The organism is Enterobacter sp. 237C8, from assembly GCF_034106865.1.
Taxonomy (GTDB): Bacteria; Pseudomonadota; Gammaproteobacteria; order Enterobacterales; family Enterobacteriaceae; genus Enterobacter; species Enterobacter asburiae_B.
Genome location: NZ_JAWNDF010000001.1, coordinates 12862 through 39203, shown reverse-complemented (window position 1 = coordinate 39203; position 26342 = coordinate 12862). Strand labels below are relative to the sequence as shown.

24 protein-coding genes and 1 tRNA gene are annotated in these 26342 nt (G+C 57.3%); 5 read left to right on the top strand and 20 right to left on the bottom strand.

From position 1 onward, the window contains the following. Window positions 1–29: 29 nt before the first annotated feature. From USF70_RS00205 to proB, 3 genes are all read right to left on the bottom strand, one after another. Window positions 30–105: transfer RNA gene (locus USF70_RS00205), tRNA-Thr, on the bottom strand. 111 nt (window positions 106–216) lie between these two features. After that, entirely contained in the window at window positions 217–1470 is a 1254-nt protein-coding gene (gene proA / locus USF70_RS00200) for a glutamate-5-semialdehyde dehydrogenase (RefSeq protein WP_320735146.1), read from the bottom strand. Window positions 1471–1481: 11 nt separating this feature from the next. Then, window positions 1482–2585, bottom strand: a complete 1104-nt coding sequence (proB, locus tag USF70_RS00195) for a glutamate 5-kinase (protein WP_023310508.1) — start codon at window positions 2583–2585, stop codon at window positions 1482–1484. Between the two features lie 304 nt (window positions 2586–2889). Between proB and phoE the strand changes: the two genes are divergently transcribed. Then, window positions 2890–3942, top strand: coding sequence for a phosphoporin PhoE (phoE, locus tag USF70_RS00190; RefSeq protein WP_033144705.1), 1053 nt, complete (start codon window positions 2890–2892; stop codon window positions 3940–3942). 151 nt (window positions 3943–4093) lie between these two features. Here the strand turns inward: phoE and crl are convergent, their stop codons facing one another. The 3 genes from crl to gpt all read right to left on the bottom strand — a co-directional run bounded on the left by crl (window position 4094) and on the right by gpt (window position 6360). Beyond that, the gene (gene crl, locus USF70_RS00185; protein WP_023310506.1) at window positions 4094–4495 is read right to left on the bottom strand and encodes a sigma factor-binding protein Crl; all 402 of its coding nucleotides are present in this window, start codon (window positions 4493–4495) and stop codon (window positions 4094–4096) included. Window positions 4496–4552: 57 nt separating this feature from the next. Then, window positions 4553–5797, bottom strand: a complete 1245-nt coding sequence (gene frsA, locus USF70_RS00180) for an esterase FrsA (protein WP_048976530.1) — start codon at window positions 5795–5797, stop codon at window positions 4553–4555. A 104-nt stretch (window positions 5798–5901) separates the two neighbouring features. Continuing rightward, the gene (gpt, locus tag USF70_RS00175; protein ID WP_010427903.1) at window positions 5902–6360 is read right to left on the bottom strand and encodes a xanthine phosphoribosyltransferase; all 459 of its coding nucleotides are present in this window, start codon (window positions 6358–6360) and stop codon (window positions 5902–5904) included. A 260-nt stretch (window positions 6361–6620) separates the two neighbouring features. On the opposite strand from gpt, the gene pepD reads away from it, so the two are divergent. Next, window positions 6621–8078 (top strand): cytosol nonspecific dipeptidase, encoded by a 1458-nt coding sequence (gene pepD, locus USF70_RS00170; RefSeq protein ID WP_320735145.1) that lies wholly within the window; start codon window positions 6621–6623, stop codon window positions 8076–8078. 77 nt (window positions 8079–8155) lie between these two features. Here pepD and dinB read toward each other — a convergent pair whose 3' ends face one another. The 8 genes from dinB to USF70_RS00130 form a co-directional block, all read right to left on the bottom strand. After that, entirely contained in the window at window positions 8156–9214 is a 1059-nt protein-coding gene (gene dinB, locus USF70_RS00165) for a DNA polymerase IV (RefSeq protein WP_023334616.1), read from the bottom strand. Between the two features lie 107 nt (window positions 9215–9321). Then, window positions 9322–9525 carry a (Na+)-NQR maturation NqrM gene (gene nqrM / locus USF70_RS00160; protein ID WP_058842155.1) on the bottom strand — a complete coding sequence of 68 codons (204 nt, stop codon included), beginning with the start codon at window positions 9523–9525 and terminating at the stop codon, window positions 9322–9324. Next, a complete protein-coding gene (gene nqrF, locus USF70_RS00155) occupies window positions 9525–10748 on the bottom strand; it encodes an NADH:ubiquinone reductase (Na(+)-transporting) subunit F (protein WP_048979301.1) in 1224 nt (407 codons plus the stop codon). Before nqrF ends, nqrM begins: the two co-directional genes overlap by 1 nt. A gap of 10 nt (window positions 10749–10758) precedes the next feature. Next, on the bottom strand, window positions 10759–11355 hold the full coding sequence (nqrE, locus tag USF70_RS00150; protein ID WP_008500255.1) for an NADH:ubiquinone reductase (Na(+)-transporting) subunit E: 597 nt from the start codon (window positions 11353–11355) through the stop codon (window positions 10759–10761). Window positions 11356–11361: 6 nt separating this feature from the next. Then, a complete protein-coding gene (locus USF70_RS00145; RefSeq protein ID WP_014882676.1) occupies window positions 11362–12000 on the bottom strand; it encodes an NADH:ubiquinone reductase (Na(+)-transporting) subunit D in 639 nt (212 codons plus the stop codon). Continuing rightward, entirely contained in the window at window positions 11993–12787 is a 795-nt protein-coding gene (locus USF70_RS00140; protein WP_033144700.1) for a Na(+)-translocating NADH-quinone reductase subunit C, read from the bottom strand. The genes USF70_RS00145 and USF70_RS00140 overlap by 8 nt, the downstream gene beginning before the upstream one ends. Beyond that, entirely contained in the window at window positions 12780–14015 is a 1236-nt protein-coding gene (locus tag USF70_RS00135) for an NADH:ubiquinone reductase (Na(+)-transporting) subunit B (protein ID WP_246947070.1), read from the bottom strand. Before USF70_RS00135 ends, USF70_RS00140 begins: the two co-directional genes overlap by 8 nt. A 3-nt stretch (window positions 14016–14018) precedes the next feature. Then, window positions 14019–15362, bottom strand: coding sequence for a Na(+)-translocating NADH-quinone reductase subunit A (locus USF70_RS00130; protein WP_087822954.1), 1344 nt, complete (start codon window positions 15360–15362; stop codon window positions 14019–14021). Window positions 15363–15660: 298 nt separating this feature from the next. Here USF70_RS00130 and dpaA point away from each other — a divergent pair, with 298 nt between their 5' ends. Then, window positions 15661–16401, top strand: a complete 741-nt coding sequence (gene dpaA, locus USF70_RS00125; protein ID WP_033144698.1) for a peptidoglycan meso-diaminopimelic acid protein amidase — start codon at window positions 15661–15663, stop codon at window positions 16399–16401. Here the strand turns inward: dpaA and USF70_RS00120 are convergent. Then, window positions 16372–17139 (bottom strand): class II glutamine amidotransferase, encoded by a 768-nt coding sequence (locus USF70_RS00120; protein ID WP_023310496.1) that lies wholly within the window; start codon window positions 17137–17139, stop codon window positions 16372–16374. The two genes, dpaA and USF70_RS00120, sit on opposite strands and share 30 nt — an antisense overlap. Before the next feature lie 46 nt (window positions 17140–17185). Continuing rightward, window positions 17186–17764, bottom strand: coding sequence for a D-sedoheptulose 7-phosphate isomerase (lpcA, locus tag USF70_RS00115; RefSeq protein ID WP_010427884.1), 579 nt, complete (start codon window positions 17762–17764; stop codon window positions 17186–17188). A 239-nt stretch (window positions 17765–18003) separates the two neighbouring features. Here lpcA and fadE point away from each other — a divergent pair, with 239 nt between their 5' ends. Together fadE and USF70_RS00105 are read left to right on the top strand one after the other, a co-directional pair. Further along, complete coding sequence (gene fadE / locus USF70_RS00110) at window positions 18004–20448, top strand: acyl-CoA dehydrogenase FadE (RefSeq protein ID WP_320735144.1); 2445 nt, start codon at window positions 18004–18006, stop codon at window positions 20446–20448. 108 nt (window positions 20449–20556) lie between these two features. Beyond that, window positions 20557–21327, top strand: coding sequence for an amidohydrolase (locus USF70_RS00105; RefSeq protein WP_320735143.1), 771 nt, complete (start codon window positions 20557–20559; stop codon window positions 21325–21327). 51 nt (window positions 21328–21378) lie between these two features. Here USF70_RS00105 and USF70_RS00100 read toward each other — a convergent pair whose 3' ends face one another. Genes USF70_RS00100 through USF70_RS00085 form a run of 4 tightly spaced genes read right to left on the bottom strand, consistent with a single transcriptional unit; the run spans window position 21379 to window position 26342 of the window. Further along, complete coding sequence (locus tag USF70_RS00100) at window positions 21379–22980, bottom strand: gamma-glutamyltransferase family protein (RefSeq protein WP_232938595.1); 1602 nt, start codon at window positions 22978–22980, stop codon at window positions 21379–21381. Between the two features lie 9 nt (window positions 22981–22989). Then, window positions 22990–23865: an ABC transporter permease gene (locus USF70_RS00095; protein WP_029739694.1), complete on the bottom strand. Its 876-nt coding sequence runs from the start codon at window positions 23863–23865 to the stop codon at window positions 22990–22992. A 2-nt stretch (window positions 23866–23867) separates the two neighbouring features. Next, window positions 23868–24809: an ABC transporter permease gene (locus tag USF70_RS00090; protein WP_008500268.1), complete on the bottom strand. Its 942-nt coding sequence runs from the start codon at window positions 24807–24809 to the stop codon at window positions 23868–23870. A gap of 18 nt (window positions 24810–24827) precedes the next feature. Then, window positions 24828–26342, bottom strand: a complete 1515-nt coding sequence (locus tag USF70_RS00085) for an ABC transporter substrate-binding protein (protein WP_232938564.1) — start codon at window positions 26340–26342, stop codon at window positions 24828–24830.

The following is a 26342-nucleotide window of genomic DNA, read 5'->3' as shown; positions in this document are numbered from 1 at the left end:
ACTTTAGTAGACTTGGGGAGACGTTAGAATGGTGCCGATAATAGGAGTCGAACCTACGACCTTCGCATTACGAATGCGCTGCTCTACCAACTGAGCTATATCGGCCCTGAGAGGCCGGTTACGAGCGTAACCACGGGGCAAAAGGTTAGATCTATCCGGGTGATGCGTCAATGCCCTTTTGAATCAAACGGCTATTTTTGCATCACCCGTGATTATTTACGCACGAATCGTATCGTCACCGAAGCCGATCCACTTGTACGTGGTCAGCGCTTCCAGCCCCATCGGGCCGCGCGCGTGCAGTTTCTGCGTGCTGACCGCCACCTCAGCGCCGAGGCCGAACTGGCCGCCGTCGGTGAAGCGGGTGGAGGCATTCACATATACCGCTGAAGAATCCACTTCTTTCACGAAGCGATCGGCATTGCGCAGGGTACGCGTCAGGATCGCGTCAGAATGCTGCGTGCCGTGTTCACGAATGTGCGCAATGGCGTCGTCGAGATCGGCAACGATTTTCACGTTCAGATCCAGTGACAGGAACTCATCGTCGTACTGCTCCGCTTTGACGGGAACAACGTTAGCCGAGCCATCCTTCAGCAGTGCGAGCGCGCTGGCATCAGCATGCAGCGTCACGCCGCTCTCTGCCATCTGTTTGCTCAGGGCCGGCAGGAAGCTGTTCGCAATATCCTGATGCACCAGCAGCGTTTCTACGGTGTTACAGGTGCTTGGACGCTGGGTTTTCGCGTTAACGATTATCTTCAGCGCCGGTTCAATCTCCGCGCTGTCGTCCACCACGATATGGCACACGCCGATACCGCCAGTGATCACCGGAATCGTCGACTGCTCGCGGCACAGCTTGTGCAGGCCCGCGCCACCGCGTGGGATCAGCATGTCGATATATTTGTCCATGCGCAGCATTTCGTTGACCAGCGCGCGGTCTGGGCTCTCGATCGCCTGTACGGCCCCCGCCGGTAAGCCAAACTCTTCCAGCGCCTGCTGAATGACTTTCACCGTGGCGGCGTTGGTGCGCCAGGTCTCTTTCCCACCGCGCAGAATAGCGGCGTTACCGGTTTTCAGGCACAGGGAGGCAACATCAACCGTCACGTTTGGACGAGCTTCATAAATAACGCCAATGACGCCGAGCGGCACGCGACGGCGCTCCAGGCGTAAACCGCTGTCGAGCAGCCCGCCGTCGATCACCTGCCCTACCGGGTCGGCCAGATTGCAGACCTGACGCACATCGTCGGCGATGCCTTTCAGGCGTGCCGGGTTCAGCGCCAGACGGTCGAGCATCGCTTCGCTCAAGCCGTTGCGACGCGCTTCCAGCAGATCCTGCTCGTTGGCGAGCAAAATTTCCTGAGACTGGGATTCAAGATAATCAGCGATTTTTTCCAGCACGCGGTTTTTCTCGCGGCTGGAAAGGAGCGCCAGTTTGTAAGAGGCAGCCTTCGCGGCAGCGCCCATTTGTTCCAGCATGTTCTGGCTCCTTAACGAATAATCATGTCATCGCGATGCACGGCAACCGGGCCATATTCATAGCCCAGAATGGCGTCGATCTGCTGCGAGTGGTGACCCGCGATGCGGCGCAGCGCGTCGCTGTTGTAACGGCTTACGCCGTGGGCGATGTCGCGACCTTCGAGGTTACGGATACGGATCACTTCACCACGGGAGAAGTTGCCTGTCACGCTTTTAATTCCTTTAGGAAGCAATGAACTTCCTCGTTCCAGAATCGCGGCGGTTGCCCCTTCATCGACAACGAGTTCGCCAGCAGGAGGCGCGCCAAATATCCAGCGCTTGCGGTTTTCCAGCGGGGATTCCTGGGCGTGGAAGCGGGTGCCGACGGAGATGCCTTCCATTACGTCGCCAATCACGCCGGGGCGGCTGCCCGCCGCAATGATGGTGTCGATACCGGCGCGGCATGCGACGTCAGCGGCCTGCAGCTTGGTCCCCATACCGCCCGTTCCGAGGCCTGAAACGCTGTCACCGGCGATAGCGCGCAGCGCATCGTCGATGCCTTGAACGTCGGTAATCAGCTCGGCTTCCGGATTCGAGCGCGGGTCGGCGGTGAACAGCCCCTGCTGATCGGTCAGAAGCAGTAATTTATCGGCACCGGCCAGAATCGCGGCCAGCGCCGAGAGGTTATCGTTATCACCCACTTTGATTTCAGCGGTAGCAACGGCATCGTTCTCGTTAATGACCGGAACAATGTTGTTGTCCAGCAGCGCGCGCAGGGTATCGCGGGCGTTCAGGAAGCGCTCTCTGTCTTCCATATCCGCACGCGTCAGCAGCATCTGCCCGACGTGAATGCCATAGATGGAGAACAACTGTTCCCAGAGTTGAATGAGTCGGCTTTGCCCCACGGCGGCCAGCAGCTGCTTGGAAGCGATCGTCGCGGGGAGTTCGGGGTAACCCAGGTGTTCACGCCCGGCGGCAATCGCCCCGGAGGTCACAATCACAATACGATGCCCTGCGGCATGTAGCTGAGCGCACTGACGTACAAGCTCAACAATGTGGGCGCGATTTAGGCGGCGCGATCCGCCTGTTAAAACACTGGTACCGAGTTTTACCACCAGCGTCTGGCTGTCACTCATGATTCTCTGCCGTTCAACGATAAGGGAAAGTAATGTCGAACGAACGTTTTAACAGGAGTCAGCCCCGTTGCCAACTGCCTTAGCACATCGCGAAACACTTTGTTGCGCGGGATCAGGAAGCCTAGCGGGAAATTTTGACAATTTTATTACCGAAATAATAAATCACAGTTTTTTAAAATTATTCTTAGTTTGTCATAAAAGTTTCATTCCAGAACGATAAAACCCTTCCTGTTTTTTCACGGGACTTAAGCATGAGCTTATCGTCCAGCGAATTTTTTAGCGCGTTTATAAGACAGGATCGAAAATGAAAAAGAGCACTCTGGCATTAATGGTTATGGGCGTAGTGGCTTCTGCATCCGTTCACGCAGCTGAAGTTTATAATAAAGATGGTAATAAACTGGATGTGTACGGCAAAGTGAAAGCCATGCACTACATCAGTGATGATGCCACCAAAGATGGCGATCAGACTTACGTTCGTTTCGGTTTTAAAGGCGAAACGCAGATTAACGATCAGCTGACGGGCTATGGCCGTTGGGAATCTGAATTTGCAGGTAACAAAGCCGAGAGCGACTCTACTCAGAAAACGCGTCTGGCGTTTGCGGGCCTGAAGCTGAAAAACTTTGGTTCACTGGATTATGGTCGTAACCTGGGCGCCCTGTATGACGTCGAAGCATGGACCGATATGTTCCCTGAGTTCGGCGGCGACTCTTCCGCGCAGACCGATAACTTCATGACCAAGCGTGCTACCGGCTTGGCCACCTACCGTAACACCGATTTCTTCGGCGCGGTTGACGGTCTGGATATGACGCTGCAGTACCAGGGCAAAAACGAAAACCGTGACGCCAAAAAACAGAACGGTGACGGTTTTGGTACCTCTCTGACCTATGACTTCGGCGGCAGCGATTTCGCCGTCAGCGGCGCCTACACCAACTCTGACCGCACCAATGCTCAGAACCTGCTGGCGCGTGGCCAGGGTCAGAAAGCAGAAGCCTGGGCAACCGGTCTGAAATATGATGCGAACGATATTTATCTGGCTGCAATGTATTCTGAAACCCGCAATATGACGCCAATTTCCGGCGGCTTTGCAAATAAAGCGCAGAACTTTGAAGTTGTCGCACAATATCAATTCGACTTTGGTCTGCGCCCGTCCCTGGGCTATGTCCAGTCTAAAGGCAAAGATATCGAAGGTATTGGCGACGAAGATCTGGTGAAATATATTGACGTTGGCGCGACCTATTACTTCAACAAAAATATGTCCACCTTTGTTGATTATAAAATCAACCAGATTGACGACAAAAATAAACTGGGCGTGAGCAGCGATGACATCGTTGCTGTAGGTATGACCTACCAGTTCTGATAATGTGAAATAAAAAAAACCGGCTTGATGCCGGTTTTTTTATTGTCGGGATTAATGCGGTCTGGTGCCCTCTCCCCGCCCCTCTCCCACAGGGAGAGGGAGAATTTGTAGGCCGGGTAAGGCGAAGCCGCCACCCGGCGCTGTGACACCATCAGGCAGTCAGCTTCACCGCTTCGCTGGAAAAGTCATCCGCGGGTTCGAACTTGAGATCCAGGGTGGCCAGCAGTGCGCGTGCCTTATCGTGAAACTCTTTTAGCGTATATTCCAGGCGGTCAATCACTTCCTGATCTTTAATCGTGGTCGCCTGCCAGTTGCCGTCTTTATTAAACAGGCCAAACTGGTAGCTATACGTAAAGCGTTTTTCCTCTGCTTCCATTTCCATCCACCAGCCCCAGAATTCACGTTTTTCGGGTGCAGGCTTCACGTTGACGCATACAGCCAGGCAGTCGAAAAAAAAGCGATTCTCTTCACACTGCTCTTCTCGAATATACGGGCCGAGAGCCATAAACTTCTTAATCAGTCTACTTTTCGGGTGTCCACTCGGTAACGTCATTGCGATCTCCTTTTGTGAAGCCACTGTTTTACCAAACCAGCGAAATTTAGCAATCTATTAACACAATCTCTGAGCGATCCAGCGCGTAATCTCTTTCAGTGATTTGTCGAAATTCTGATAGACCGGGCTGAACGGCACCTCAAGCAATTTGCCATCCGCAGATGACGAAGTGATTAATCGCGACTCTTCTTCCGGGCTGAACGGATCGTTTTTCCAGAACCCTGACAGCATTGGTGTTGGGCAGCGACGTCCCAGCAACCCCTGCGTTTTTAACGAGTAACGATTGAGCTCAACGCGCAGCGCTTCGTCTGATGCATCATGCATGCCAAGACGGCTGGCCAGCACATCAAGGTACATTTCAGGTACGCTCCCCTGGCGTGCAGGATCGCTGAGCAGAGCGTGTACGACCGGGCCGAGGCAGGCGACGGCTTTCAGACGAGAAGATTCAAGATAAGCCAGACGCACCGCGACGTTCGCGCCGAAACGGAAGCCAAATGCCGCCACGCGGGTGTGGTCAACCCACGGAATGTTTTCCAGCGCTTTGAGCGCATGCTGATGCAGCAGGCTGGAATCCTGAGTCAGTTTCCATTTGGATGAAAAACCAATTGAAGGCATATCAAGCGTCAGCATCGCGATCCCTTTTGGTGCGAAGTAACGCTCATACAGGCTGTAATAATCAATTTGCAGCGAATCCAGCCCCCCACACATCAGCACGGTCGGGAACGGACCTTCACCTTCAGGCATATGCAGGAACCCGGTAACGGACGCGCCCCCTGCAATGGTGAACTCAAGTTCACGCATCCGGCCCGGCAGACGTTGAGCCGCCTCCTGATAGGCGCGATTCGCCAGCGCCTGAGCCTGCTCTGCCAGTTCATCCCCTTTTAAATGTGGGTACGCGGCAATGCCGTAAAGATTAGCGGCGTGCAGCCAGTGCTTGCCGCTGCGCGTGGCATCCTCTTCCTGGCTGGCCTTTTGCTGCCAGAGCATCGCCTGTTTAGACCACTCGTAGATCCAGTTTCCACCACGGTAGCCCACCACCGTATCGTAGAGTTCGCTGTCGGTACGTTCGGCTTCACTCATCACGATACGTGCCTGCACATCGAGGATTTCACGGGGGTCGATACCGCGCCAGATCCACATCAGGCGGTTAATCATGCGATACCAGTGAGGCACGTTTTTTCCGTCTAACGCGGACTGGACGGCAGGCTGGGTACCCGGATTGAAGCGACGCACCAGCGTCGACGTTTCAGGGTGTTTGAAACGGGGTTTGAAGAGAGTCTCGGTGAGATTCGCCTGCGTCATTGCGTTGCCTCCATGAATACGTCGTATAGAGACTATTGTAACGCGTGGCAGGCCAAAAAGAACAACGCCCGACATAGTCGGGCGTGTAAAGTTACGTACTGGTATTAACGGCCTGAAATAGGCGGTACGAAGACCACGCCCATATCCCATGGCTGTTCAATCCAGGTGTCCTGCGGGATATCAATCACGTAATCGTCAACCAGCGGGCGGCCAGCAGGCTTCGCGAAGATAGTGACGAAATGCGCTTTCGGATACATTTCGCGGATAGCGACCGCAGTACCACCGGTATCTACCAGGTCATCAATAACGATGAAGCCTTCACCGTCGCCTTCCGCACGTTTCAGCACGGTCAGCTCGCGCTGGTTGTCATGGTCATAGCTGGAGATGCAAACGGTATCGACATGACGAATACCCAGCTCACGTGCCAGCAGCGCCCCCGGTACCAGACCGCCACGGCTGACGGCAATAATGCCTTTCCACTGTTCGGAAGGCATCAGACGCGCAGCCAGTTTGCGTGCGTGAATCTGCAACATGTCCCAGGTGACGACGTATTTTTCGCTCATGTGAAGTGTCCCAGCCTGTTTTTATACGGCTTAAAAAGTGTTCGAGGGGGAAATAGGTTGCGCGAGATTATAGAGATCTGACGCACTAAAAACCAGTGTTTAGCGCCCTCTGCCTGAGTTTTTACATGCTTTATGCTACCAGCCAGCAGAGAAAGTGGTATTCTCAGTTTCATCTCGCAAGCCTGACTTGTGGTAACTATTAACCTGCTAACCCTGTGACCTGCAACCCTGTTTGCAGCGCCTCGACAAGGAGACTTATCGTGTCTGAACTGTCTCAATTATCTCCGCAGCCGCTGTGGGATATTTTTGCGAAAATCTGCTCCATTCCACACCCTTCCTACCACGAAGAACAGCTTGCCGAACATATTATGGGCTGGGCGAAGGAAAAAGGTCTGCATGCTGAACGTGACCAGGTTGGCAACATTCTGATCCGCAAACCGGCTACCGCAGGCATGGAAAACCGCAAACCGGTTGTGCTGCAGGCGCACCTGGACATGGTGCCACAGAAGAACAACGACACCGTTCACGACTTCACCAAAGACCCGATTCAACCGTACATCGACGGCGACTGGGTGAAAGCACGCGGCACCACGCTGGGTGCGGATAACGGCATCGGTATGGCCTCTGCGCTGGCCGTGCTGGCCGACGACAGCGTTGAACACGGTCCGCTGGAAGTGCTGCTGACCATGACCGAAGAAGCGGGCATGGACGGCGCGTTCGGTCTGCAGGCGAACTGGCTGAAGGCGGACATCCTGATCAACACCGACTCTGAAGAAGAAGGCGAGATCTACATGGGCTGCGCGGGCGGGATTGATTTCATCTCTACCCTGCCGCTCTCGCGCGAAGCGATTCCTGCTGGCTTCCAGACCTTCAAGCTGACGCTGAAAGGGCTGAAAGGCGGCCACTCCGGCGGCGATATTCACCTGGGTCTGGGTAACGCCAACAAGCTGCTGGCGCGCTTCCTGGCAGGCCATGCTGCCGAGCTGGATCTGCGTCTGGTGGACTTCAACGGCGGTACCCTGCGTAACGCGATCCCGCGTGAAGCCTTCGCCACCGTAGCGGTTCCCGCAGCAAAAGCGGACGAGCTGAAAAAACTCTCCACCGTATATCTGGATATCCTGAAAAACGAACTGTCGGCGAAAGAGAAAAACCTGACCGTGGTGCTGGAATCCGTATCTACGGATAAAGACGCGCTGACCGCGCAGTCTCGTGACACCTTCGTTCAGCTGCTGAACGCGACGCCAAACGGCGTGATCCGCAACTCTGACGTGGCGAAAGGCGTGGTGGAAACCTCGCTGAACGTGGGCGTGGTGACCATGAGCGACGACAGCGCGGAAATCATCTGCCTGATCCGCTCGCTTATCGACAGCGGTAAAGAGTACGTGGTGAGCATGCTGGAATCTCTGGGCACGCTGGCGGGCGCGAAAACGTCTGCAAAAGGCAGCTACCCGGGCTGGCAGCCGGATGCAAGTTCTCCGGTGATGGCGCTGGTGCGTGAAACCTATCAGCGTCTGTTCAACAGCACGCCGAACATTCAGGTGATCCACGCCGGTCTGGAATGTGGTCTGTTCAAGAAACCGTATCCGGATATGGATATGGTGTCCATCGGGCCAACCATTACCGGCCCGCACTCGCCGGATGAGCAGGTTCATATCGAAAGCGTCGGTCACTACTGGACGCTGCTGACTGAGCTGCTGAAAGCGATCCCAGTTAAGTAATACCCTCACCCCAGCCCTCTCCCACAGGGAGAGGGTGAAAAACGTAGGCCCGGTAAGCGTAGCGCCACCGGGCTTTTTTACAACCCCAGAACCAGCTGGCGCTCTAGCTGCGGATCCAGCAGCGTAACGTGCAACCCCACCAGCCTCACCCCTCGCCCGCCCCGGCGCTCTTCCCATGCCTTTTTCGCCGTCGCGATAAGATCGTCTTTATTCAGACGCGGCCAGACGTGTTCCTGCGTGGTCTGCTGGAAGTCGTTGAATTTAAGCTTGATGCCCTGACGGGCAATGAGCAGATCCGGCTTCACCTTGCTTAAGCGTCGTTCCAGCTCCGGGTAAAGCTGTTCCGTGATAATGGTTTCGCATTCGGACCAGTCATGAATATCTTCAATGAGGGTGCGCTCAACGCCGACGGATTTCCGCAGCCGCTCGCTGTTCACATCGCGATCGTCAATTCCCTGGCTGCGCTCCCACAGCACGCGGCCAAACTTCCCGAAGCGCTTGAGCAGCATAGCGAGATCGCTTCGCTGCACGTCTTCGCAGGTCCGTAGCCCCATGCTTTCCAGCTTTGCGGCGGAGACTTTTCCCACGCCGGGTATTTTGCCGAGCGGCAGCGTTTTCAAAAACGCCGGCACCTCGTCAGGCGTGATGACGTACTGACCGTTGGGCTTATTTAAATCGGAGGCAATTTTGGCGAGGAATTTAACGGGCGCGACGCCCGCCGATGCCGTCAGATTCAGCTCGTTGAAAATCGTCTGGCGGATCTCCTGCGCCATCAGCGTGGCGGAGCCGTGGCAGTGCACGCTGTCGGTCACATCCAGATAGGCTTCGTCCAGCGACAGCGGCTCTATCAGAGAGGTATAGCGGGAGAAGATTTCCCGAATATGGAGGGAAGCCTCTTTATAGGCTTCAAACCGGCCGGGCAGAAGCGTGAGATGAGGGCAAAGCTTTAAGGCCATCGCCGTTGGCATCGCGCTGCGCACGCCAAATTTGCGCGCAGGATAGTTGGCGGTGCTGATGACACCACGCTGAACGCGGCTGCCGCCAATGGCGATGGGAATATCCCGCAGCGCCGGGTTGTCACGCATCTCCACTGCGGCAAAAAAGCAGTCCATATCGACATGGATTATTTTGCGCATAGTAAGCCCTCACTCATCACTGGATAAGTATACAGTAAATAAATGAGGGTTGAGAAGTGTGTGTGGGAATTGTCGGGTGGCGGCTTCGCCTTACCCGACCTACACGACTAAATAATGCGCTGCTGCTCGCGGGCCATTCTTTTTTTCCGCGCATCGCACGGCTCCGGGCAGTCGCAAACCTTTTCCATCCCAATAGAGGAAATACCGCCGCAGCTGCCCTGAATGCTTTTCCGCTTAACGATCCAGCCTAACGACATGCCGAAGACGACAAGCACAAAAACCACAAAGGTTGCCAGAAACGTCAGCATCATCAGCCTCCAAAGTCATCGAGCATGATGTTCTCATCTTCGACACCGAGATCTTTCAGCATCTTAATCACGGCGGCGTTCATCATCGGCGGACCACACATATAGAACTCGCAGTCCTCAGGCGCCGGGTGCTGTTTAAGGTAGTTTTCATACAGCACGTTGTGGATGAACCCCGTATAGCCCGTCCAGTTATCTTCCGGCTGCGGATCGGAAAGCGCCACATGGAAGGTGAAGTTCGGGTTTTCACGCGCCAGCTGTTCAAACTCATCTTCATAGAACATCTCGCGCAGCGAGCGCGCCCCGTACCAGAAGCTGATCTTACGCTGGCTACCCAGCCGCTTGAGCTGGTCGAAGATGTGCGAGCGCATCGGGGCCATACCGGCACCGCCGCCGATAAAGACCATTTCAGCATCGGTATCTTTCGCGAAGAACTCCCCAAACGGGCCGGAGATCGTCACCTTATCGCCAGGCTTCAGGGACCAAATGTATGACGACATCACGCCCGGCGGCGCGTCCGGCACATTCGGTGGCGGCGTGGCGATACGCACGTTGAGCATGATAATGCCCTTCTCTTCCGGGTAGTTGGCCATCGAGTAGGCGCGCAGCGTCGGCTCTTTCACCTCAGATACAAAGCGGAAGAGATTGAATTTGTCCCAGTCGGCGCGGTACTCATGCGGCACGTCAAAGTCCGCATAGGCCACAGCGTGCTCCGGGCACTCGATCTGAATGTAGCCTCCGGCGCGGAACGGGACATGCTCGCCTTCCGGCACCCGCAGCTTCAGCTCTTTTATAAAGGTGGCTTTGTTATCATTAGAGATAACCTCGCACTCCCATTTTTTGACGCCGAAGATCTCTTCCGGCAGCTCAATCTTCATGTTCTGGCGCACCGCGACCTGGCAGGCCAGACGACAGCCCTCTTTTGCCTCACGCTTTGTGATATGCGCCAGTTCGGTTGGCAGAATATCGCCGCCGCCCTCTTTTACCGTCACGCGGCACTGCCCGCAGGAACCGCCGCCGCCGCAGGCTGAGGAGACAAAAATGCCGTTACCGGAGAGCGTGTTGAGCAGCTTGTCTCCCGCCGGCGTGCGGATCTGATTCTGCGGCTCGTCGTTAATATCAATGACCACGTCGCCGGAATTTACCAGCTTCGCGCGCGCCGCCAGAATAAGCCCTGACAGCACCAGTACAATCAGCGTGAACATCACCACGCCAAGGATAATTTCCATCTGTTTGCCCTTATAGCTGCACACCGGAGAAAGACATAAAGCCCAGCGCCATCAGCCCGGTGGTGATAAAGGTGATCCCCAAGCCACGCAGACCCGCAGGCACGTTGGCATATTTCATTTTCTCGCGGATCCCCGCCATGGTGACAATCGCCAGCATCCAGCCGATGCCGGAACCAAAACCGTACACCACGGATTCGCTGAAGTTGTAATCACGCTGAACCATAAACGAGACGCCGCCAAAGATGGCGCAGTTCACCGCGATCAGCGGCAGGAAGATCCCCAGCGCGTTGTAGAGCGACGGGAAATACTTATCGAGGATCATCTCGAGGATTTGCACCAGCGCCGCGATCACCCCGATAAAGGTGATGAAGTTCAGGAAGCTGAGATCAACCCCTTCCACCAGCGCGCCGTCCCGCAGCACAAAGTTGTACACCAGATTGTTAATTGGTACAGATAGGCCGAGCACCACGGTAACCGCGATACCGAGACCAAATGCCGTCGACACTTTTTTGGAAACCGCAAGAAACGTACACATGCCGAGGAAAAACGCGAGCGCCATGTTTTCAACAAACACCGCCCGCACAAACAAACTCAGGTAATGAGCCATCGTCGGTTACTCCTTTTCCTGCTGTTCTGGCTTCAGCGTACGAATCAGCCAGATCAACAAACCGATAATGAAAAACGCGCTAGGGGCCAGCAGGAACAGGCCGTTTGGCAGATACCAGCCGCCGTTCTGCACCGTGTCCAGCACCGTGATGCCAAACAGCTTGCCGCTGCCAATCAGCTCGCGCAGGAACCCAACGGTCAGCAGGATCACGCCGTAGCCCAGGCCGTTGCCGATGCCGTCCATAAAGCTCGCCAGCGGCGGCATTTTCATGGCGTAGGCTTCCGCACGCCCCATGACGATACAGTTGGTGATAATCAGCCCGACAAACACCGAGAGCTGTTTGGAGGTTTCATAGGCAAAGGCGCGCAGCAGCTGATCGACCACGATCACCAGAGAGGCGATGATCGCCATCTGTACGATGATCCTCACGCTGTTGGGGATATGGTGGCGGATCATCGAGATAAACATGCTGGAGAACGCCGTGACCAGCGTGACCGCCAGCGTCATTACCACCGCCGTTTCCAGCTTGGTCGTCACCGCCAGAGCAGAACAGACACCCAGCACCTGGAGCGTGATCGGGTTATTGGCTAACAGTGGGCCAATGAGCACCTTTTTAACTTCTTTCAGTTCACCGGTATCAGCCATTGTTCAGCGCTCCTTCACGTACGTTTTTCAGGAAAGGACCAAAGCCCAGCTCGCCCATCCAGAAATCAAAACTGTGCTGCACGCCTTTTGAGGTGAGCGTGGCGCCGGAAAGCCCGTCAACGGCGTAGTCGTCACCGGGACGTGCCGCCCCTTTCATCACCTTCAGCGCAGGCAGGCCGTTATCGTCGAGCACTTTCTTGCCGACAAACTGTGCCCGCCAGTTAGGGTTTTCAACTTCGCCACCCAGCCCCGGCGTTTCGCCCTGGTCGTAATACGTAATGCCTTTGACCGTGCGGCCATCGGTATCAAGGGCCACAAAGGCATACATCATTGACCACAGACCGTTACCGTAAACAGGCAGTACCACTTCCTGAATGCGTTTTTGGGGATCGCGAACCAGATAGATTTCGGCCAGGTTGCTGCGACGCTTAATCCCGGCGGGATCTTGCGATGCCTCCAGCGTCAGGCTCATCTGCGGATCTTTCAGCGCCAGCGCCTGGTTGAATTTTGCCGGGTCTTTATCCAGCAGTTCACCCGTTTTTAAATCCACCAGACGCGCCGAAATACGTTCAGCAAAGACGGCCGAAACGTCGTCCGCGCTCATTCCTTCCTGCATCAGCCCGGCGACGGCCAGGATGTTGCGCTGTTTATCCAGCGCACGTTGCTCCTGCTGCAGGGGTTTTAACCCCACGGCAGAGCCGGCCACGACAATAGAACAGACCAGACAGAGCACCAGCACCACCAGCAGCGTTTTGCTGATGCTGTCGTTATTTTTAACCTCAGCCACGCGCCTTCCTCCGCTTGATATTGGCCCGCACCACCAGGTAATCGAAGAGCGGCGCAAACAGGTTGGCAAACAGAATGGCCAACATCATCCCTTCCGGGTACGCCGGGTTGACCACGCGGATCAGGACACACATCGCGCCAATGAGCACGCCATAACTCCATTTACCTTTGTCTGTAAACGAGGCAGAGACGGGGTCCGTCGCCATGAACATCATGCCGAACGCGAAGCCACCCAGCACCAGATGCCAGTACCAGGGCATGGAGAACATCGGATTGGTGGTCGAACCGATAACGTTGAACAGGGTGGCGGTCAGCACCATGCCGATCATCACGCCCGCAACGATCCGCCAGGAGGCCACGCGACCAAAAAGAATGATCGCGCCGCCAAGCAAAATCATCAGCGTGGAGACTTCTCCGATGGAGCCCGGAATGTTGCCAATAAAGGCATCAAACCAGGTGACTGGCTGACCCGTCGCGTTGTTAACCAGCGTTTCGCCGCCGTGTGCCGCCCACTGTGAAAGCGGCGTCGCGCCGGAAAAACCGTCTGCCGCCGTCCACACCAGGTCGCCCGATATTTGCGCCGGATAAGCAAAGAACAGAAACGCGCGTCCCGCCAGCGCCGGGTTGAGGAAGTTCCGCCCGGTGCCGCCGAAGATCTCTTTGGCAATCACCACGCCGAAGCTGATGCCAAGCGCCGCCTGCCAGAGCGGTAGCGTCGGGGGAACAATCAGGGCAAACAGAATAGAGGTCACGAAGAAGCCTTCGTTGATCTCATGTTTACGGATGATGGCAAACAGCACTTCCCAGAAGCCGCCCACGACAAATACCGTGATGTAAATCGGCAGGAAGAACACCGCGCCCAGCGTCATCATGCTCAGCCAGCCCGCGTCTGCGGCGAAGCTCACCCCTAACGACTGGGCCAGACGGTAGTGCCAGTCGGCCTGGATCACCTGCGCCAGCTGCTGTGCATCGTACATGTGGTGCAGTGCCGGAATGGTCTGCAGGCCGACGTTGTACATTCCCCAGAACATCGCAGGGAAGACCGCAAACCACACCAGGATCATCATGCGTTTCAGGTCGATAGCATCGCGAACGTGCGCCGCCCCTTTCGTCACCAGCCCCGGGGTGTAGAAAATGGTCGTCGTTGCTTCATATAACGGGTAGTACTTTTTGAGCTTCCCTTCGGTAAAGTGCGGCTCAATTTTTTCAAAGAGGTGTTTTAAGCCCATCGGTTATCCTTCCTGCTCAATGCGGGTTAACACCTCGCGCAATACCGGTCCATATTCGTATTTTCCCGGACAGACATAGGTACAGAGCGCCAGATCTTCTTCGTCAAGCTCAAGACAGCCCAGCGCCTGCGCGCCGTCGGTGTCGCCTGCAAGGAGATCGCGCAACAGCACGGTGGGCAGAATATCCAGCGGCATGACGCGCTCGTAGTTGCCAATCGGGACCATGGCGCGCTCGCCGCCGTGCGTGCTGGTTGAGAAGCTAAACAGCTTATTACGCAGGAAATGGCCCAGCGTGGTGCGGGTGACGGAGTATTTTTCCGCGCCTGGCAGAACCCAGCCAAACAGCTCTTTCTCCCGCCCTTCCTGCACAATGCTGACCTGCAAATGGAAGCGTCCCAGGTACGCGTGCGCATTGGCCGCATGGCGGCCGCTGAGGACCGAGCCGGAAATCAGGCGGTTTTCGCCCTCTTTCGTTTCCCCCACCAGCAGTTCATTGATGTCAGCACCCAGCAGCGTCTTCACCAGGCGCGGATTTGCAGCCTGCGGTCCGCCGATGGCGATTATCCGTTCAGCGCAGAGTTCACCCGTAGTAAAGAGCTTACCGATGGCGATGACGTCCTGATAGTTAAGGTGCCAGACCTGTTTCGTCAGGCTGACTGGCTCAAGGAAATGGATGTGCGTCCCGACCAGCCCCGCCGGATGCGGGCCAGAAAATTCATTAAACGTGACCTGCCCCAGCGGATGGCCGCCAGGCTTGCCGCCGCCGGCCTGACAAACGTGCACTTTTCCGGGCGTGAGGCGGGTTAGAATAGTGAGTCCTGCATCAAAAGCTTTTCGCTGCGCCAGGATAACCGGTTCCGGGTCCACGCTGAGCGGGTTGGTGTCGATAGCCGTGACGAAAATCGCGGCCGGCTCAGTGCCCGGAACAGGGGTTTTGCTGAAGGGACGCGTACGAAACGCGGTCCATAAACCGGACGCCAGCAGTTGAGTCTGAACGGCGTCACGGTTCAGCGACGCGAGCTCTGCGGCGTCGTAATGGGCAAATTCACGCTGTTCATCGCCTTCAATGCGGATAACCACCGACTGCAGAACGCGTCGTTCGCCACGGTTGATGGCCACAACGGTGCCGCTCGCGGGGGCCGTGAACATCACGCCGGGATTTTTTTTGTCCTCAAAGAGCGCCTGCCCTTTGATAACGCGATCGCCCTCCTGTACCAGCATTGAAGGACGCATACCCAGGTAGTCTTCGCCCAAAATGGCGACATGACGGACACTTGCGCCTGTCGAAACGTGCTGCGCTGGCACGCCTGCAATCGGCAGATCAAGTCCTTTTTTAATTTTAAACATGTGGTTAGCAGGTTTCCATGAACAACAATCCAGTGGGCGCAAAGTGTAACATTTTCCCCTTCCCGCGGGCAGGGAATCCGCCGTCGCGCGCGCCAAATTGCGAGCTAATGCGCAAAGTTCCTGGAGCCATCGCAATTTTGATGGTTTATAAAGTAAAACTAATTTGTAAACTCACCGCCCGGCTCTTGCGAAAATCTATAGCGGTGCTAATGTGAGCGCTCCTAACAGAATAATCTGATTTCGGGTCTCTTTTGCCGTCCTGGCAAGTTGGTCATGGTTTTATCAAGGAACTAGTAGTATGCGTAAAATCGCATTGTTCATTGCGATGCTTCTGATGCCGTGCATGTCGTTTGCCGGACTGCTCAGCAGTAATAGCTCAACGACGCCGGTCAGCAAGGAATATAAACAGCAGTTAATGGGATCGCCGGTTTATATTCAGATCTTCAAGGAAGAGCGCACTCTCGATCTGTTTGTCAAAATGGGCGAGACATATCAGCTGCTTGATAGTTACAAAATTTGTAACTACTCCGGCGGACTGGGGCCAAAACAGCGTCAGGGCGACTTCAAAAGTCCGGAAGGGTTCTACAACGTTCAGCGCAGCCAGCTCAAGCCTGACAGCCGCTTCTATAAAGCCATTAACATCGGCTTCCCGAATGCCTATGACCGTGCACACGGTTATGAAGGTAAATATCTGATGATCCACGGTGCCTGCGTGTCTATCGGCTGTTATGCGATGACCGACTCCGGCATTGATGAGATTTTCCAGTTCGTGACGGGCGCGCTGGTCTTTGGGCAGCCTAACGTACAGGTCAGCATCTATCCGTTCCGCATGACGGACGCCAACATGACGCGTCACAAGTACTCATACTACGCGGATTTCTGGAAACAGCTGAAGCCGGGTTACGACTACTTTGAGCAGACCCACAAGCCACCTGTGGTCTCTATCGTCGATGGCCGTTACGTGGTCAGCAAACCGCTGAGCCACGAAGTCGTCCATCCACAGCTGGCGTCAAATTACACGGTCCCCGAGACAAAATAGCACCCACTCGCCTGGCATAATCTTTTGCCAGGTTTCGTTGCCCGTCAGCGGCTGCGTTGCGATAACAGTGACCACATCGTTCGGTGTGGTCTCCTTCTGAAAGTCTATCTCCACATCCTGATCGAGCAGCGTCGCAACGCCAAACGGCGCACGGCGGGTGATCCAGAACAGATTCGTCGAGCAGAACGCCATCACATAGCGGCCATCAGAGAGCAGCATGTTGAACACGCCTTTTTCACGCAGTTCAGACGCCAGCGTCGCGATGTATTTGAACACGGCAGTCATGTTGCCGGGCGTGCGGGGATAGCGCTCCGTCAGCTTGTGCAGCAGCCAGCAGAAGGCTTTTTCGCTGTCCGTCTCGCCGACCGGGCGGAAATTGCCCGTCTCCAGCGACTTATAGCCCGTGAGCTGCCCGTTGTGCGCATAGGTCCAGTTACGGCCCCACAGTTCACGGGTAAACGGATGGGTATTTTCCAGCGCCACTTCGCCACGGTTGGCCTGACGGATGTGGGCGATTACCGAGCGGGACTTGATCGGGTAGTCCTGAACCAGTTTGGCAATCGGTGAGTTAAAGCTGGGCTGTGGATCTTTGAACGTGCGACATCCTTTGCCTTCGTAGAAGGTGATGCCCCAGCCGTCTTTATGCGGCCCGGTTCCTCCACCGCGCTGAACCAGCCCGGTGAAACTAAAGCAGATATCGGTTGGCACATTGGCGCTCATCCCGAGCAGTTCGCACATACGTCACCTCCACAACAGCGGGGGCAAGAGTGCCCCCAGCGAAGTCTTACTTAACCATCTCTTTTTCGATCAGCTGGATCAGGATGTGGATCACTTTGATGTGAATTTCCTGAATACGGTCAGCATAACCGAAGTGCGGAACGCGAATTTCGACATCCGCCGTACCGTCCATCTTACCGCCATCTTTACCGGTCAGGGTGATGACTTTCATCCCTTTTTCACGCGCGGCGGCGATCGCTTTGATCACGTTGCCGGAATTGCCTGAGGTAGAGATCCCCAGCAGCACGTCGCCTTCACGGCCTACCGCTTCAACGTAGCGGGAGAAGATGTGGTCGTAACCGAAGTCGTTGCCTACGCAGGAGATGTGGCTCACGTCTGAAATCGCAATCGCCGGGTAGCCCGGGCGGTTTTCGCGATAGCGTCCGGTCAGCTCTTCTGCGAAGTGCATAGCGTCGCAGTGGGAACCGCCGTTACCGCAGGAAAGCACTTTGCCACCGGCTTTGAAGCTGTCGGCCAGCAGGACCGCTGCGCGCTGAATAGCGTGAATATTGGCATCATCTTTCAGAAAGTTCGCCAGCGTTTCCGCCGCTTCGTTCAGTTCGTTACGAATAAGATCCTGGTACATGAGGATAATCCTTCAGTATTGATGAAATAACACAGTGGAGTGTACCGGATAGCGGGAAAAGCGAGAAGCTAAAGCCATGCGAAACGTCCGGCGTTTTGATTTTTTGTGCCGGCTAAAACGCGAACAATGTGAACCAGGTTGTAATTATTTTGTAAACACATTGCTAAAGGAAATAACATCAACTACAACCATATCATCACAAGTGGTCAGACCTCCTACAAGAAAGGGAGCTTTTCTTTATGATGATTTTGAGCATTCTCGCAACCGTTGTTCTGCTCGGTGTGTTGTTCTATCACCGCGTAAGTTTATTCCTGAGCAGCCCGATTCTTCTGGCCTGGACGGCTGCGCTTGGCGTCGCAGGTCTCTGGAATATCTGGCTTTTAGTCCCTCTTGCCATCATCCTTTTGCCGTTTAACCTGGCCCCGATGCGTAAATCAATGATCTCTGCGCCGGTGTTCAAGGGCTTTCGCAAAGTGATGCCGCCCATGTCGCGTACTGAAAAAGAAGCGATTGACGCGGGCACCACCTGGTGGGAAGGCGATCTATTCCAGGGCAACCCGGACTGGAAAAAGCTGCATAACTATCCGCAGCCGCGTCTGACCGCTGAAGAGCAGGCCTTTATTGACGGCCCGGTGGAAGAAGCGTGCCGCATGGCAAACGACTTTGCCATCACCCATGAAATGGCCGACCTGCCGCCAGAGCTGTGGGCGTATCTGAAAGAACATCGCTTCTTCGCGATGATCATCAAGAAAGAGTACGGCGGTCTGGAGTTCTCCGCTTACGCTCAGGCTCGCGTCCTGCAAAAGCTGGCGGGCGTCTCCGGGATCCTGGCGATTACCGTTGGCGTGCCTAACTCCTTAGGCCCGGGTGAACTGCTGCAGCATTACGGTACCGAAGAGCAGAAAGATCACTACCTGCCGCGTCTGGCACGCGGTCAGGAAATCCCTTGCTTCGCGCTGACCAGCCCGGAAGCGGGTTCCGATGCAGGCGCGATCCCGGATACCGGCGTAGTCTGCATGGGCGAGTGGCAGGGCGAGCAGGTGCTGGGCATGCGCCTGACCTGGAACAAGCGTTATATCACCCTGGCGCCAATCGCCACCGTGCTGGGTCTGGCCTTTAAGCTCTCTGACCCGGAAAAACTGCTGGGCGGCGAAGAAGATCTGGGCATTACCTGTGCGCTGATCCCAACCTCTACCCCAGGCGTTGAAATTGGTCGCCGTCACTTCCCGCTGAACGTGCCGTTCCAGAACGGTCCGACCCGCGGTCAGGACATCTTTGTGCCGATTGACTACATCATCGGCGGTCCGAAAATGGCCGGTCAAGGCTGGCGCATGCTGGTGGAATGTCTGTCCGTGGGCCGCGGCATTACCCTGCCGTCGAACTCAACCGGCGGTCTGAAGTCGGTCGCGATGGGGATTGGCGCTTACGCCCACATCCGCCGTCAGTTCAAAATCTCCATCGGCAAGATGGAAGGTATCGAAGAGCCGCTGGCGCGTATCGCGGGCAATGCCTACGTAATGGATGCCGCGGCTTCTCTGATTACCTACGGCATTATGCTGGGCGAAAAACCGGCCGTGCTGTCCGCAATTGTGAAGTACCACTGTACCCACCGCGCGCAGCAGTCGATCATTGACGCGATGGATATCGCGGGCGGTAAAGGCATTATGCTCGGCGAAGGCAACTTCCTGGCGCGCGGCTATCAGGGCGCACCGATTGCCATCACCGTGGAAGGGGCAAACATCCTGACCCGCAGCATGATGATCTTTGGTCAGGGCGCAATTCGCTGCCATCCGTACGTGCTGGAAGAGATGGCTGCCGCGCAGAATAACGACGTGGATGCCTTCGATAAGCTGCTGTTCAAACATATCGGTCACGTGGGCAGCAACAAGGTGCGCAGCTTCTGGCTGGGCCTGACGCGCGGTCTTACCAGCGCGACGCCGACCGGCGATGCGACCAAACGTTACTACCAGCATCTGAACCGTCTGAGCGCCAACCTGGCTCTGCTGTCTGACGTCTCCATGGCGGTGTTGGGCGGTAGCCTGAAGCGTCGCGAGCGTATCTCTGCCCGTCTGGGGGATGTGCTGAGCCAGATCTTCCTGGCCTCTGCGGTCCTGAAGCGCTACGACGACGAAGGCCGTCAGGAAGCGGATCTGCCGCTGGTGCACTGGGGCGTTCAGGATGCGATGTATCAGGCTGAACAGGCGATTGACGACCTGCTGGCGAACTTCCCGAACCGCTTCGTGGCGGGTGCTCTGCGCGCGGTGATCTTCCCGACCGGACGTCACCACCTGGCGCCGTCCGACAAGCTGGACCACAAGGTGGCGAAGATCCTGCAGGTACCGAGCGCAACCCGCTCCCGTATCGGTCGTGGTCAGTATCTGACGCCGACGCCGCATAACCCGGTGGGTCTGCTGGAAGAGGCGCTGCTGGACGTGATGGCTGCCGATCCGATTCACCAGAAGATCTGTAAACAGCTGGGCAAAAACCTGCCGTTTACCCGTCTGGACGAACTGGCAAAACAGGCGCTGGCCGGCGGCATTATCAATAAAGATGAAGCCGCTCTGCTGGTGAAAGCCGAAGAGAGCCGTCTGCGCAGCATTAACGTGGATGATTTCGAGCCGGACGAGCTGGCGACGCAGCCGGTAAAGCTCCCGGAGAAGCACCGCAAACCTGAAGCGGCGTAACGCGTTTCGCTTATACAAACCCCGCCTCGCGCGGGGTTTTTTATTGCCACATTTTCTCGTAATGACGTGCTACAGTGTCAAAAAGCGGTCTTTTGAGGAGTCTGTATCGTGCCTGGTTTGAAGATTTCTATTTTGCAGCAACCTTTAGTGTGGATGGATGGCCCCGCCAACCTGCGCCACTTTGATCGTCAACTGGAAGAGATTACCGGGCGCGATGTGATTGTCCTGCCGGAGATGTTCACGACCGGCTTCGCCATGGAAGCGGCACAACAGTCAATGCCGCAGGATGAGGTGGTCGCCTGGATGCATGCCAAAGCACAGCAGACCAACGCGCTGATCGCGGGTAGTGCTGCGCTGCAAACGGATCGCGGGCCGGTGAACCGCTTCCTGCTGGTGGAGCCGGAAGGGAAAGTGCATTTTTACGATAAACGCCACCTGTTCCGCATGGCGGATGAGCATCATCACTATGAAACAGGTCACGAGCGCGTGGTGTTCGAGTGGCGCGGCTGGCGTATTTTGCCGCTGGTCTGCTACGACCTGCGCTTCCCGGTGTGGTCGCGCAACCGCAACGATTACGACCTGGCGCTGTATGTTGCCAACTGGCCTGCACCGCGCTCCCTCCACTGGCAGTCGCTGCTGGTAGCGCGCGCGATTGAGAACCAGGCGTACGTGGTGGGCTGTAACCGCGTGGGAACCGACGGCAACGGGCATCACTACCGCGGCGACAGCCGGGTGGTGAATCCGCAGGGCGAGATCATTGCCACCGCCGAGCCGCATCAGGCGACGCGCATTGATGCCGAGCTGTCGTTGACGGCGCTGCAGGAGTATCGCGAGAAGTTTCCGGCCTGGCAGGATGCGGATCCGTTTAGCGTTGGGTGAAATTTTCCCCTCACCCCGCCCCTCTCCCAACGGGAGAGGGAGAATAAAACATTAACTCACCAGCGCCTGCCCGTCTTTGCGGCTTTCCGTCGCGGCCACGTAGTGCCCTTCCGGCAGGCGATAAATCACCTGCGCCCCGCCGAAGTTGTAATCCTGAAGCGGATCTTCCACCACGATCTGATGCCCCCGCTCGCGCAGCGCGGCGATGGTATTGCGATCGAAACTCGATTCAACGATCACCTCCCTGCCCTGCACCACGCGCCAGCGCGGGGCATCGATTGCCGCCTGTGGGTTTTGCCCGTGCAGCATAATGCGCAGCGCCATCTGCATGTGCCCCTGCGCCTGCATCGGCCCGCCCATCACGCCGAAAGACATCAGCGGCTGGCCGTTACCGTCCATCGCAAAGCCCGGAATGATGGTGTGGAACGGTCGCTTGCTGCCCGCCAGCGCGTTCGGGTGATTGGGATCCAGCACAAACCCGCAGCCCCGGTTTTGCAGGCTAATCCCCGTATCCGGCACCACAATGCCTGAACCAAAGCCCATGTAGTTGGACTGAATAAACGAAACCATCATCCCGCTGGCGTCGGCGGTGCTGATGTAGACCGTGCCGCTCTGCATCGGGGAACCGTAAACGAAATCAGAGGCGTGCTCGTGATTGATAAGCGCCGCGCGCGACTTCAGATAATGGTCGCTCAGCAGCTCTTGCGCCGCGAACGCCATATGGTCTTCATCCGCCACGTAGCGGTCGAGATCCGCCAGCGCCAGCTTCATCGCCTCAATGGACAGGTGCAGGGACTGCACGGAATCCGGGTGATGCTTCTCAATGCCGCACTGCTCCAGAATGCCGAGCGCAATCAGCGTGGCGATCCCCTGGCCGTTTGGCGGCAATTCCTGCACCGAACCGCCCGCGAAGTCGCGCGACAGCAGCTCTACCCAGTCCACGCGGTGGTTTGCCAGATCTTCAGCCGTCAGGTGCGCGCCGTGTTCTTTGGCGAAAGCGGCAATTTTCTGCGCCAGCTCGCCGCGGTAAAAGGCTTCACCGTTGGTGCGGGCAATCAGCTCCAGCGAGTTCGCCTGCGCCGGGTTACGGAAGATTTCACCCACGCGCGGGGCGCGGCCTTCCGGCGCGAAGCAGGCGCTGAAGCCCGGCTGATCTTTCAGCTTGCTATAGCCGCGCTGCCAGAGATGGCCAATCAGCGGGGAGACAGGGAAACCGTTGCGCGCGTAGTCAATGGCTGGCTGCGCCAGGGTGGTCAGCGGCAGCGTGCCGAAGCGTTCCGCCAGCGCGACCCAGCCGGATACCGCACCCGGCACGGTCACCGCGTCCCAGCCAATTTCCGGCACCGCGGTTTTACCGGCAAACAGATCCGCATGCCAGCTCGCAGGCGAACGACCGGACGCGTTGAGGCCGTGCAGCTTTTCGCCGTCCCAGACGATGGCAAAGGCGTCGCTGCCGATCCCGTTGCCGGTCGGCTCAACCACCGTCAGCGCCATCGCGGTGGCAATGGCCGCATCCACGGCGTTGCCGCCCAGCTGCAGCATTTTCATTCCCGCCTGCGCCGCCAGCGGTTGCGACGTGGCGACGGCGTTACGGCCCATCATTGGCGGGCGGCGTGAAGCGTAACCGGATGTAAAATCAAGCGCTTTGGTCATCATGACTCCTTAGTCGTGGCGCGGATCGAGCGCATCGCGCAGCCCGTCACCGAGTAAATTAAAGCCCTGCACGGCAAGGAAAATCGCCACGCCGGGGAAAACGGACATCCACGGCGCCTGCTCAAGAAACCCTTTCGCGGTGTTGAGCATGGAGCCCCAGGACGGATTGGGCGGCTGCTGCCCCAGCCCCAAAAACGACAGGCTGGCTTCGGCGATAATTGCCGAGGCAATCGCCAGCGTGGCCTGCACCAGGATCGGCGACATCACGTTCGGCAGGACGTATTTGATAATGATCCAGCGGTCCGGCAGGCCAATCGCCCGCGCGCCGTCGATGTACTCTTCGTTGCGAATGGCGATCACCTGCCCGCGCGTCAGACGGGCGAAGATCGGCATCGCCGAAAGACCGATGGCGATCATGGCGTTCGTCAGGCTCGGGCCCAAAAACGCCCCCAGCGCGATCGCCATGATCAGGAACGGACAGGCCAGCAGCGCCTCGATAAACCGCGAGATCACCCCGTCCCACATCTTCTGGAAGTAACCCGCCACCAGCCCCAGCGGCACGCCGATGACCACCGCGATAACGACCGACATACAGCCTGCCATCAGCGAAGTGCGCGCACCCCAGATAATGCGGGATAAAATGTCGCGCCCCAGCTCGTCGGTGCCGAACCAGTACATCGCCGACGGCGCTTTGCGCACCGCCAGGAAGTTGGCTTTGACCGGGTCGAACGGGGCAATCCACGGCGCCAGCAGCGCCACCAGCACAAAGAATCCCACCACCACCGCGCCAATCACCGCACTTTTGTTGGCGAGGAATTTCTTCAGCACCCGGTTCTGCGCGCGCGGCAGCGCGGGCGTAACGGTTTGCGTCGTCAGTTCCGCCATGGTTAACCTCGCATTTTCGGGTTGATAAGGACGTAAAGCACGTCGGCCAGCAGGTTCAGCATCAGGAAGCCGATCGCCACGATCAGCACTACGCCCTGCACCACCGCGTAGTCACGGTTAAATACCGAGTCGACGATCATCTTGCCGAAGCCCGGAATAGTGAAGACCTGCTCGGTCAGCACCGCGCCGCCCAGCAGCTCGCCGAACAGCAGCGTGGTGAGGGTGATGACCGGTACCAGCGCGTTGCGAAACGCATGCTTCAGGATCACCGCCTTTGGCAGCAGCCCCTTAGCGCGCGCGGTGCGGATGTAATCCGCCTTCAGGACCGCAATCATCGAGGCGCGGGTATGGCGCATCAGCGTCGCCGCAAGGCCCGTTCCGAGCACGGACGCGGGCAGCAGCAGCGTGCGCAGGTTCTGGAGCGGATCTTCACTGAACGGCACGTAGCCGGACGCGGGCAGCCACTGCAGGTTCACCGAAAAGACCAGAATCAGCAGGATCCCCAGCCAGAAGTGCGGGATCGAGATCCCCGAGATCGCCACGAAGTTCGCCCCGTGATCGACCCAGCTGTTTTTGTTCACCGCCGCGAGGATCCCCATGCTGATGCCAAACACCAGCGCGATAATCATCGCCAGCAGCGACAGCTCCAGCGTGACCGGCAGCTTGCTGGCGATCAGCTGCGTCACCGGTTCGTGCGTGCGTAAGGAGACGCCCAGATCGCCCTGCAGCGCCCGCGTCAGCCAGTGGAAATACTGCACGGGGATCGGCGCATCGAGGTTCAGCTCCGCGCGCAGCTGGGCGATGACCGCCGGATCGCGCTCCTCCCCGGCCATGGCGATTAGCGGGTCGCCGGGCAGCAGCTTTTGCAGCCCGAACACCATCATGCTTACCAGCAATAGCGTCGGGACGGCCAGCAGCAGACGTTTGCAAATCAGTTCCAGCATGGGTTCTCCTCGGGACCTTTATTTCGCCAGCGTTAAACCCGCCAGACGCACGATGCCGTCCGGGTACGGCTTAAAGCCCTGCACGCTTTTGTTCAGACCGAAAATGCGCGGCTCGAAGTAGAGGTAGGCAATCGGCATGTCGGTTTGCAGCTGCTTCACCACCTTGTCGTACAGCGGCTGGCGTGCGGCCTGGTCGGTGCTCTGGCGCGCCTGGGTCAGCCACTCATCGACCTGCGCGTTGCTGTAGCGGCCGTCGTTAAGCGTGCCTTTGCTGTTGATAAAGCCGTAGATGCTGCCGTCCGGATCCGGGCGTCCCGACCAGCCGGAGAAGCTCAGCTGATAGTCGCCGCTCTGCTGGCGATCGAGCAGCGTGGCGAATTCGGTCATCTGCAGGTTCAGGTTAAATCCGGCCTCGGCGACCATCGCCTGCAATACCTGTCCCACCTGCTGTGAGGTTGGGTTGTTCGGCACCAGCAGGTTGACGGTCAGCGGCGCGGTGACGCCTGCCGCCTTCAGCAGCGCTTTGGCTTTGTCGACGTCACGCGGCGGAACCGGCAGGTTAACGTGATACGGGCTGACCGGGGAAAACGCCTGGTTTGCCGGGGTGTAAAGCCCTTCGAAGACCACCTGGTTTAACGCATCGCGGTCGATGGCCTGAGAAAACGCCTCGCGCACGCGGGCGTCCTTGAACGGATCGTTGGCCGGCACCTTGCCGTTGTTGATGTTGAAGGTGATGCCCTGATAGCCGAGACCGGTTATCTTAGCCAGCGCCAGCTTGCTGTCGGCTTCGACCGTTTTAACGTCGCTGGCGGCGATGCCTTCGGTCAGGTCGAGATCGCCCGCGCGCAGGTTCGCGAGGCGCACGGAGGCGTCCGGGATCGGCAGATAGATAATTTTGTCGAAGTGGTAGGCGTCTTTGTTCCAGTAGTTGTCGAAGCGGGTCAGCACGATGCGATCCTGGGACACGCGGCTGTCGAACTTGTACGGGCCGGAGCAGACCGGGTGGGCGGCAAAGTCCGGCTTTTTCGCCGCCTCCGGGGCCATCATCGCGCCCGCGCGGTCGGTGAGCTGCATCAGCAGCGCGGCATCGGGGGTCTTCAGGTGCAGCGCAATCTGCATCGGGCCGGTGACCTCGACCGATTCAACGGAGGAGATCTCGCTCTTACGCAGGGAGCCTTTCAGGGTCAGGGCGCGGTCGAGGTTGTATTTTGCCGCGGCGGCATCAAATTTCTCACCGTCGTGGAAGGTGACGCCTTCGCGCAGATTAAGCGTCAGGGTTTTACCGTCGTCACTCCACGCCCAGTCTTTAGCCAGGCCGGGGACGACCTTCAGGTTTTCATCCACGTCCACCAGCCTGTCGCACAGGGAGGCAAAGACGAAGCGGCCATAGTAGGTGCGCGCCAGATGCGGGTCGAGCATGTCCGGGTCAGCGCCCAGGCCGATCCGCAGCACGCTTTCAGAATGGGCGGGCAGCGCCGCGCCAAGCAACATAACACTTCCCAGTACGGTCAAAAGAGAGTTACGCATTGTCAT

Coding starts and splice junctions, on each gene's coding strand:
- dpaA (WP_033144698.1), top strand. CDS start 15,661: ATGCGTAAAATCGCATTGTTCATTGCGATGCTTCTGATGCCGTGCATG.
- USF70_RS00120 (WP_023310496.1), bottom strand. CDS start 17,139: ATGTGCGAACTGCTCGGGATGAGCGCCAATGTGCCAACCGATATCTGC.
- dinB (WP_023334616.1), bottom strand. CDS start 9,214: ATGCGCAAAATAATCCATGTCGATATGGACTGCTTTTTTGCCGCAGTG.
- USF70_RS00145 (WP_014882676.1), bottom strand. CDS start 12,000: ATGGCTGATACCGGTGAACTGAAAGAAGTTAAAAAGGTGCTCATTGGC.
- USF70_RS00095 (WP_029739694.1), bottom strand. CDS start 23,865: ATGGCGGAACTGACGACGCAAACCGTTACGCCCGCGCTGCCGCGCGCG.
- phoE (WP_033144705.1), top strand. CDS start 2,890: ATGAAAAAGAGCACTCTGGCATTAATGGTTATGGGCGTAGTGGCTTCT.
- nqrM (WP_058842155.1), bottom strand. CDS start 9,525: ATGATGCTGACGTTTCTGGCAACCTTTGTGGTTTTTGTGCTTGTCGTC.
- USF70_RS00090 (WP_008500268.1), bottom strand. CDS start 24,809: ATGCTGGAACTGATTTGCAAACGTCTGCTGCTGGCCGTCCCGACGCTA.
- nqrE (WP_008500255.1), bottom strand. CDS start 11,355: ATGGCTCATTACCTGAGTTTGTTTGTGCGGGCGGTGTTTGTTGAAAAC.
- proA (WP_320735146.1), bottom strand. CDS start 1,470: ATGCTGGAACAAATGGGCGCTGCCGCGAAGGCTGCCTCTTACAAACTG.
- nqrF (WP_048979301.1), bottom strand. CDS start 10,748: ATGGAAATTATCCTTGGCGTGGTGATGTTCACGCTGATTGTACTGGTG.
- USF70_RS00085 (WP_232938564.1), bottom strand. CDS start 26,342: ATGACAATGCGTAACTCTCTTTTGACCGTACTGGGAAGTGTTATGTTG.
- crl (WP_023310506.1), bottom strand. CDS start 4,495: ATGACGTTACCGAGTGGACACCCGAAAAGTAGACTGATTAAGAAGTTT.
- frsA (WP_048976530.1), bottom strand. CDS start 5,797: ATGACGCAGGCGAATCTCACCGAGACTCTCTTCAAACCCCGTTTCAAA.
- USF70_RS00100 (WP_232938595.1), bottom strand. CDS start 22,980: ATGACCAAAGCGCTTGATTTTACATCCGGTTACGCTTCACGCCGCCCG.
- USF70_RS00135 (WP_246947070.1), bottom strand. CDS start 14,015: ATGGGCTTAAAACACCTCTTTGAAAAAATTGAGCCGCACTTTACCGAA.
- lpcA (WP_010427884.1), bottom strand. CDS start 17,764: ATGTACCAGGATCTTATTCGTAACGAACTGAACGAAGCGGCGGAAACG.
- USF70_RS00130 (WP_087822954.1), bottom strand. CDS start 15,362: ATGTTTAAAATTAAAAAAGGACTTGATCTGCCGATTGCAGGCGTGCCA.
- proB (WP_023310508.1), bottom strand. CDS start 2,585: ATGAGTGACAGCCAGACGCTGGTGGTAAAACTCGGTACCAGTGTTTTA.
- gpt (WP_010427903.1), bottom strand. CDS start 6,360: ATGAGCGAAAAATACGTCGTCACCTGGGACATGTTGCAGATTCACGCA.
- fadE (WP_320735144.1), top strand. CDS start 18,004: ATGATGATTTTGAGCATTCTCGCAACCGTTGTTCTGCTCGGTGTGTTG.